8 protein-coding genes and 1 tRNA gene are annotated in these 8,709 nt (G+C 44.5%); 8 read left to right on the top strand and 1 reads right to left on the bottom strand.

The window, feature by feature from the left end:
* Positions 1 to 1,409 (bottom strand): glycogen/starch synthase (locus tag QXE01_09880; GenBank protein MEM4971543.1); only part of this gene is annotated, 1,409 nt, incomplete at its 3' end.
* A gap of 492 nt (positions 1,410 to 1,901) precedes the next feature.
* Here QXE01_09880 and QXE01_09875 point away from each other — a divergent pair.
* The 8 genes from QXE01_09875 to QXE01_09840 all read left to right on the top strand — a co-directional run bounded on the left by QXE01_09875 (position 1,902) and on the right by QXE01_09840 (position 8,694).
* Positions 1,902 to 2,597: a DUF357 domain-containing protein gene (locus QXE01_09875; protein ID MEM4971542.1), complete on the top strand. Its 696-nt coding sequence runs from the start codon at positions 1,902 to 1,904 to the stop codon at positions 2,595 to 2,597.
* Positions 2,594 to 3,403, top strand: coding sequence for a diphthine synthase (gene dph5, locus QXE01_09870; protein MEM4971541.1), 810 nt, complete (start codon positions 2,594 to 2,596; stop codon positions 3,401 to 3,403). The genes QXE01_09875 and dph5 overlap by 4 nt, the downstream gene beginning before the upstream one ends.
* The gene (locus tag QXE01_09865; GenBank protein ID MEM4971540.1) at positions 3,378 to 3,812 is read left to right on the top strand and encodes a DUF120 domain-containing protein; all 435 of its coding nucleotides are present in this window, start codon (positions 3,378 to 3,380) and stop codon (positions 3,810 to 3,812) included. Before dph5 ends, QXE01_09865 begins: the two co-directional genes overlap by 26 nt.
* Positions 3,813 to 3,836: 24 nt before the next feature.
* Positions 3,837 to 3,915 (top strand) — tRNA-Gly (locus tag QXE01_09860).
* A 1,769-nt stretch (positions 3,916 to 5,684) separates the two neighbouring features.
* Positions 5,685 to 6,593, top strand: a complete 909-nt coding sequence (locus QXE01_09855; protein MEM4971539.1) for a transposase — start codon at positions 5,685 to 5,687, stop codon at positions 6,591 to 6,593.
* A 2-nt stretch (positions 6,594 to 6,595) separates the two neighbouring features.
* Positions 6,596 to 6,991 (top strand): type II toxin-antitoxin system VapC family toxin, encoded by a 396-nt coding sequence (locus tag QXE01_09850; protein MEM4971538.1) that lies wholly within the window; start codon positions 6,596 to 6,598, stop codon positions 6,989 to 6,991.
* A 1,030-nt stretch (positions 6,992 to 8,021) separates the two neighbouring features.
* Positions 8,022 to 8,330 carry a hypothetical protein gene (locus tag QXE01_09845; GenBank protein MEM4971537.1) on the top strand — a complete coding sequence of 103 codons (309 nt, stop codon included), beginning with the start codon at positions 8,022 to 8,024 and terminating at the stop codon, positions 8,328 to 8,330.
* Positions 8,290 to 8,694, top strand: a complete 405-nt coding sequence (locus tag QXE01_09840) for a DUF6516 family protein (GenBank protein ID MEM4971536.1) — start codon at positions 8,290 to 8,292, stop codon at positions 8,692 to 8,694. The genes QXE01_09845 and QXE01_09840 overlap by 41 nt, the downstream gene beginning before the upstream one ends.
* Positions 8,695 to 8,709: the final 15 nt, after the last annotated feature.

The following is an 8,709-nucleotide window of genomic DNA, read 5'->3' as shown; positions in this document are numbered from 1 at the left end:
GATGCTATGGCAAGAGATCTGATAGCATCCGCTATCGATCTTTCATCTAGGTTAACAGCTATCCCAGTCCCCTTTTCAGATTCATGGATATCTATAATAGTCTCTGGAAGCCCGCCTACCCTTGTTACAACCACCGGTGTTCCCAGAGCCTGGGCCTCTATAGAGACTATTCCGAAGGGCTCATATCTAGACGGTACTGCATATACGTTTGAAGCATATATTATGGTTTTCCTAAGCATCTCATCTAGATCACCCCACAGAATTGCAACCCTGCCCCGTCTCTCGAGAGCCATTCTTGATATATATTCCTCGAACTGCTTATCTCCAACGCTTATCGCCATTATCGCTAGGGCGAAGCTTCTATCGAGGCGATCCATAGATCTTATTAGCATGTCGAACCCCTTCTGCCAGGTAGCCCTACCGCTACTCGATATTAGGATCTCTGTGTTAGGATCTATCCAGCCTGTTCTCTGTGGCAGTGTGTTGATTATCTCTATCACCCTCCTCCTCAGGATCTTTCTCGAGGTGGTTCCATATGTCTTCTCAGCATATGCCTTAACCTCATTTACAGACCACTGGGTTGAGTTATGCGCCACACAAGCTTTGGGAGCCATCCACCTACCAAATCTATCTAGGATCTCATTCATATAGCCCCAGCTAACGGATGCTATTACATCGGCCTCTACCAGGGAGAATGCATCTACATTACCCCAAACGCTATCCCACACATCCTTAGTTTCCCTCTTTATATGGGCATAGCCATTCCACACCCTATGTAATATATTCTTCATTCCACACCACTGCTCTGAAGCATAGTGCCATGGAAAGGATGGGGATGATATTAGATGGATCATATGGATATGAGGCAAAGCGTAACCCCTGCCTTCAAAAGCTATCTTGGCAGCTACACCGGCAATCGCTGTTGCCCAGTCGTTAGAGTGGATTATATCAGGCCTCTCCTCTGTAGCATCTATCCAGTGGAGCAGCGCCCTGGCATATAGACAGGCTTTCTCAGGTAGATCTGCATATACGTCCCAACTATCGATATATCTTCCAGTCTCATAGTCAAGCCCCTTAAAAGCAATAACCCTTGCACCTAAGAGATGGAACTCCTCCGCACCCAAGCAATATCTTCTGGAAACACCATCGATCCCCACCCTATAGCCACACGGTGTAAACCATGGTATGCTCCTCATCCCAAGCCCTGTAACATAGTCTCTTGAGAGATGCCTCCCATGTGATGGTATGAAGAGCGTAACATCATACCCCCTTCTAGTGAGTCCTGAGATATGCCTCGCAACAGCTCTTCCAAGCCCACCCACACTAGCGAATCCCTCTACCTCAAAGCTTAGTATCCATATCTTCTTTATAGTCGTTGGCGCTATAATCAATAGCCCTCGCACCTCCATTCTCACTCTTCTCTATCTACACCTATTAACGCTATAATAGAGGCTAGCCATACACCTCCCCGCCCCGAAGAGCGAGGATCCCCTAGGGTAGGGAGGAGGTCAGATAATAGGATAGCGACTGTTGGTTTGGTGATGGGCTTTGGGTTCCTCAGTTGCCATAGTTATTTGGTATATAATGATCAGAGACTTATATATCTGTTGATGCCGATGAGCCTTAGGCGAGGGACGAGGCTATGAAACTATGCACTTAGGCTCGCCGACGGCTCTGGAGATATAGAGACCCTCTGGAGCCGTAGGCGGGCTGAGGGGGAGAAACAGGTGGGGTGAACCCGTATCCACAGAAAAACCAAAATAACCAAGGCAGTGGGCACGGGCAACTACCTACTATAGGGATGGACGGTGTCTAGGCTTAAGTTGTGGAAGCGATCTTATATAGAGTTGGAAATTGAAAATAGATATTGAGGGATAGAATCGTGAGAATGTGGTGTGAAAATGGGTGAGTGGCTAAGCGATCCTTCAGAGAGGTTGAGAACATATCTAAATAGCTTCAAGCTCGCGTTGGAGGAGGCTGAGAAGAGCTTTTCAGGAGGTGCTAGGGAGAGGGAGGTGTTGGAGCTTGCTAGGAGATATTATGAGGATGCTAGGTATAGCTATGAAAAGGGGGACTATATAACTGGTTTAATAGATATCTCATATGCTGAGGGGCTTTTAGACGCGCTGAGAATCCTGGGGGTTACTAGCTTCACATGGAGGAGGGTCGGCGAACCTAGGGTTTTCGTGGGTGGTACCTTCGATATAGTCCATCCGGGGCATATAGCTCTTCTCAGGGAGGCCTCAAGGTTTGGGAAGCTCTATGTTGTTGTTGCTAGGGATAGCAATGTTAAGAGGTTTAAGGGGCAGGAGCCTGTGAATAGTGAGGAGGCTAGGCTGGAGGTTATATCTTCCATAAGATATGTTTATAAGGCTTTTCTTGGGGATGAGATAGATTATTTAAAGAGTGTTGAGAGGGTTAGGCCTGATCTAATAGTGCTCGGTCCAGATCAGTTTGTTGATGAGAATACATTGGCGAGGAGCCTAGAGTCTAGGGGTCTGAGTGGTGTGAGGATTATAAGGGTTAGGGAGAAGTTCGGGGGGTACTCAACATCCTCTATCATTAAAAAGATCTTGGAATCAAGGTGTAGGTGTTGAGCCCAGGTGGGGGGCATCTATATATTGTGGGGTTGGGGCTATCGCCTATGTTTATTACACTTGAAGCTATAAAGGTTCTCAAGTCATGCGATCATATATTCTATGAGGACTATACATCCCTGCCAGCTAACGGCTCTATTGAGGATGTCGAGGCTATTGTTGGTAGGAGGTTTGTTAGGCTTGGTAGAAGAGATCTTGAGGATCTATCTGCTAGACCTCTTTTTGAGGCTCTGGAAAGGGGTGAGAGGGTCTGTCTAGCATGCTGGGGAGATCCCATGGCTGCTACTACCCATATATACATAGCTACTGAGGCTGTTAGAAGGGGGTATAGCTACACATATATCCCAGGCGTCTCAGCGATAACCTCCTCTCTAGGCTATGCAGGCCTCATGGTATATAGGCTTGGGAGGGTGATGAGCGTTGTTAGGCCGAGGAGTAGGGAGGAGGCTAGTGGTATCTATAGAAGGATAAGAGAAGCAATAGATCGAGGGCTACACGTGCTATTACTGCTCGAGCTAAGCGCTGAGGAAAACTACTTTATGGGCTTTGACGAGGCCTCGAGAATCCTTATATCGATAGCATCCGAGGAGGGTGATCCGGGGTTTAGATATAGGCTTGGGATTGGTGCTGCGGGGCTTGGATCGCCGGGGCAGAGGATCTGCTATGGGTCTCTTGAGGAGCTCTCAAAAACAAGGATCGAGTTGAAGCCACAGATACTGCTACTCCTTGGAGAGCTATATTTCACCGAGAAGGAGTATATAGATAGCATGGTGAAGAGGTATGGAAAATGCTGGGGCTCCCTATAGCGTTAGACTGAGGGGAAGGTATGTCAAGGGGCTCGGAAAATCTGGGATCTTTCTTAGCATGGATATATACAAAGAGATCTTCAGGGAAAGACTTGGAGAAGAACCATATCCAGGAACGCTAAACATAGAGATAGAGGGGCTAGAAGGCTATGAGGAGCTGAGAAAGATATGCCCACCCCAAGAAGAGATAGGAGACATAGTAATAGATGGAAAAACATATGGAGGGCTATACATTTGGAAAGCATATATAGAAGGAGATAAAGTGCTTCTAATAAGACCATATAGATCCACACATAAACCCACAATACTAGAAATAATATCCAGAGAGAAACTCTCTGAAAAATTAAAAATAGATGAGGGCACAGCAATAACTATAAACGTGGAATGCTCACCAAAACAAGAAATATAACCCCGCCCACCCATAGTAAATATGGCGGCGGTCGTCTAGCCTGGTCTAGGACGCCGGCCTGCCACGCCGGAAATCCCGGGTTCAAATCCCGGCCGCCGCACCAAAACAGGTGTAAACATTTCCATCGTTTCATGGTCTCGCAAGGCTCCATTAAACAGCTAAGAAATATTGCCTTTAGATACTATCCATCCATGGAAGCAACTTATCATAAGGTTTGCTGCGGATAACTTCAAAGAGGATGTTAGGAAGCTCGTGGGGATGTAGATACTTTAGTGCTTCTCAAGAGATGCAGGGGCTCCTTTCAAACAGATGTGTTTAAAAGGGGGGCTCTATATTGACCAGCCCTTGATACCATAGTATCTTGTTTAGAATATTTTTCCAAACGTGATGCTATACTGAATATTATAGTACTAGATTAATTTTAAAGAAGACCTTCTAGATCTTCTGTTAGGTAATCCCCTAACAAAGATCTACCTAACACGCTTGGTTTAGATCCATGGGCGTTAAGCACAGCTATACCTAAATTTGATCTAGGTTTATAAACCCTTAAGCTGTTTTCTCATTGATGTGGATCAAACACTGGAGAGGTGCTTAAGAAAAAACCCAGCGGTCGAGATCCTAGGCCTAGGCCCAAGGATTACTATGATTACAGCGGAAAATATACTGGTAGGAGGGTGTCTATGACCCCTTCCCCGCCTTAAGAGGCGAGGTTTGCCAACTATTTTATAAGGCTTAGGCTATCGCTATCGGGTCTCATTAAAATGGATAAAAGATAAAAAATGTTTTGCTTTTAATTCTCTATTTATTTCGAGGAGAGCTGAATAGAGTCCAAATTATGTGTACTGAGACAGCTATAATTAATATTATGTCTATGATTTGGAGTACTATTAATCCTATATGCATTACGAAGCTTCCTGAGAGTACATTTGCACCCTGGCCGGTCATATTTTGAAATACATTCTCTAAAATTGTTGTAATGTTATACATTATATTGTCAACCGCTATATTATCAAACAATGTCTCTAGGATTAGCAGTACTACCCCCATGATCAATAGCTTTATATCCCTTAGATAATGCTGAAGTGCAAGATGTTCTGCTTAGGAAGAAGGAGAAATACTGTGCCATGTTTCTCACCTTCCGAACTAGATCAGTCGAAACGAGGTATATATACATGGATGTTCAACATATACGTTTGTTTTTGTTATTTGAGCATTTCTTCGAATCCTTTTCAAAAACATTTATTCTATTGATCTAGCATGTGTATCTTTTCTTCAAATCCTTGGTTTGAGATTTATATATAGATCTTTAAATCGTTTTTGAATATGTATGCGTTGTAGAAGCTCTATAGAAACCGCATAAGCTGATTTAAATATTTAAATACAATATATACGTAGCTAACAGGCGGTAATATATAGTAGAAAAGGGGGCATAGAGCGTTTTTGAATGAGAAGGTATTACCTGTTTTATTTGAAAAACTTTCATCTTACCCTCGACTCCTCCTCGATGGTTTTCTTGTTTTTCTTGAATATGTTTTATCAGCCTCTTGTTGTTCTCGTACTAGCTCTCGCTCTAGCAAATCCATCCAGTCCCACTCTAGGAGGAGCTTTTACCACAGCTGTGATATCACGGTAGGGGATTTGTGTTAGGAAATCCCCTAACAGATGATAGATAGCCCTCTCAAAGGATAAGTCCTAGCATGGTTAGCCATGGCAGAACCTAACCAAGTCTAGGATCTGAGCCAGGATAGATCTTTGTGTTAGGGGATTTCCTAACAAATGTTATTCTCAAAAAGCTGTTGTGCTATTTCAAGCAGTAGAGCCTCTGTCTCCTTTGCGAGACCCATACCCATGATCTCTTGATGTATCCTGCTTTTGCAAGTCTTGATAGTGCCTTGGCAGTGGTATATATACATATCATATGAGGTTGAAAAGAAGATAATCAGGGGTAGTAGCTTTAGGATCCCACTTAAGCCTAGTGGAAATAAAGAGGCAGGCATTGATATAGGCATCAATAACCTCTTAGCCGTCTATGTTGATGATGGGTCTGCCTTATTAGTGAATGGGAGGCCTTTGAAGGCTATTAGCTTCTACTGGAGGGATAAGATCTCTAGCTATCAAAGCATCTTAAATAGATATGGTTTGAGGTCTTCTAAGAGGCTTGGGAGGATGTATAAGAGGTGGAGGAGACAGATCAAGAGCTATATAGACTGGGCTGTGAGAAACACGATAGAATGGCTATACAATGAAGGTGTTAAAAGGGTATTCGTTGGTCATCCGAGGTATGCTTCTCAAGAGCCTGGTAAGGGCTTTAAGGTTAACTTCGAGATCGTCCATATATGGAGCTATGGATATCTATTGAGAAGGCTTAGAGAGGTTGCCGAGGAATACGGGATAGAGGTAGAGCACGTAGATGAGAAGGATACATCGAGAACATGCCCGAGAAGAGGTTGTGTAAACGAAACCTATACTACATGGACGATCCTCGGGGGTGAAGGGATAAATGTCACCGGTCATAAATGTTTAAAACTGTGTATACATTATATTTTATATGGCGTATACAGGTTGTCTGACGTAGTGTCGATCAGAGTGCCCAAGGAGCTTAAGGAGAAGATGAAAAAGTACAGTATTGATTGGAGTAGAGAGATTAGAATGTTTATCGAGGAGCGCGTCAGGGCTCTCGAGCTTCAAGAGATACTCGATAGCATCGAGAAGAATGCGGGGGTGAGGAGGACGAGAGTAGACTCCACGGTGCTTATTAGGGAGTCGAGGGAGGAGCGTTGATAGTGCTAGACGCATCGTTTCTAGTAAAGCTCGTGCTCGAAGAAAGGGGCTCTGGGGAGGTGCGTAGGCTAGTGCGTTCGTGGGTTAGGGACAGGGAGGTGATGGCAACTATAGACTTAGCTCTCCCCGAAGCCTTAAACGCTATATGGAAACATTGCTTAAAGGTGGGCGATCTAGGCTGGGAGGAAGCTGTCAGGAGCGTAGAAGACCTCTTGAAGCTATGGTCAACGCTGAAGGTATACTCCTCGAGAGAGATAGCCGAAGAGGCCTTTAAACTCGCACTAGAGGAGGGCATCACGGTGTACGGCGCTCTCTATGTGCAGCTAGCTAAATCTGCGGGGGCAGGGTTCGCTACGTTCGATGAAAAGCTGCTCAGAGTAGCGGCAAAGCACGCATAAAAACATACCCTTAGGTCTTAGGCCACCGGAGATCAAAGCTTAACCAAGAGAATGATTTACTAGGAAGATGATAACACAGAGTCAGGGCGATCGCTAAAGCTAGAGAATCGTGACAGAGCCAGCGATAAACCTCATCCTCTAGTGAGATGGGTCAGGACAGCTACGCCATCATCGTAACGGGGAATACTACGAGCGCTTATGGTTGCTGAATCACATGGAACTTAGAAATGTTTCTCGGGTCAACGTATGCTACCTGTAGCTCTTCAATGAATGGTTTATAGTAACATAATCTATATTCTTCGGTATGCTTATAGAGAAGGCTTCTTATCACACTTCCTAGATCCATCAGCCCTGTTGCTCAGCTTGCTCAAATCCTCAACAATATTGCTAAGATGTATTCTCTGACTATCTCGACGATTCTCCTTGACATGCAGTAGCATTAATTAATGAGGATGTTCTTAGCCCTGTGACTGTGTTTCTTAATAGTTTTTCCAACTCCTCTGAATAATTATAGAACAAGGGTGTATAGAGTTTTTCATTTGTTAGGTCTTTTGTGGTCTTCTTATCGCAAATACCTATAGCCTTTTCCCCACGCTAGTCTATCCCAGTGGCCTCAGCTTAAGGCATAAACACCTCTGGCGGAGAGACCATGGTGAGCCATCTTACAGATGCCAGTGATAACCTAGTACGGGAAAGAGTATCGGGATTCTTCAAATCAAGTACCCGTGAAGGCTGGTGGAGTGTAGGAGCTATCCCAGTTGATTAGAGTATAGAGTTTGTCTCCGCTTGACGGCCTGCATACCCGATAATCTACGATCCCCGCTATATCGCAGATATGATTATCAAGAGTGGTTGGCTGTAATGATGATGTAGAATATTGGAATCATTCCCCGAGCATATTTAAGATTTAAGATATCAGTGTAGGTTCTAGCTTCTTCCTAGAATTGCCTTGTTAATTTGACAATGAGTTACTTTAGGCCTTGATAAGGCCTATATGTTGCCCTATACTAACAGTATAATGGAGACGGTCTTGGTTTTCGTGGAGTTAAAAATGCCTAGAGAGGCTGTAAGGCTACTGCTTAGGGCAGTTGAGGCTGAGGTTAAGAGGCTTGAACTAGAAATAAGCACTACCATGGAGAGGGTTAAGAGGTACGAGGAGAAATATGGGATGAGTTCAGAGGAGTTCCTGTCCCGCTACCTACGGGGCGAGCTCGGCGACAATGAAGACTTCATAGAATGGTACGGTGAACTCGTCTTCCTTGAAAGAGCCAGAATGGAGCTAGAGGAGCTGAAGAAGGTTGGAGAATCAGCCTCTAAGAAACTATCTCAGAAGGGTTGAGATCAGGCTCCAAGAACTAGAACCAATAATATCACAGACGCAGATTTATGTAAGCTGGAGAGCATCCAATAGGCTTGTCCTAAAAGGCACGATAACCTTTATCGATTCCACCAGACTCTATTTCCTTGAGTACCTCCTTGTAGAGGGCAATAACCTAAAGAGAGTATCCTATAGATTCCATTACACCGATTCGCAGGGAGTAATGGTATTCCGCTACGACAATGCTCCACATCACCCAGAAGTTCCCAGCCATCCCCACCACAAACACTTGTCTGATGGGAGAGTAGTCGCCGTAGAGGAGAAATCACTCCTAGACGTCCTAGCCGAGATAGCATCACTTATACTCGAATCAAAAATCAAGTAAATTCCCCCAGGACTC

The sequence above is a fragment of the Sulfolobales archaeon genome, from assembly GCA_038897115.1.
In the GTDB taxonomy this organism is placed as follows: domain Archaea; phylum Thermoproteota; class Thermoprotei_A; order Sulfolobales; family AG1; genus AG1.
The sequence above is the reverse complement of the archived record's forward strand: the minus strand, read 5'-3'. Positions and strand labels throughout refer to the sequence as shown.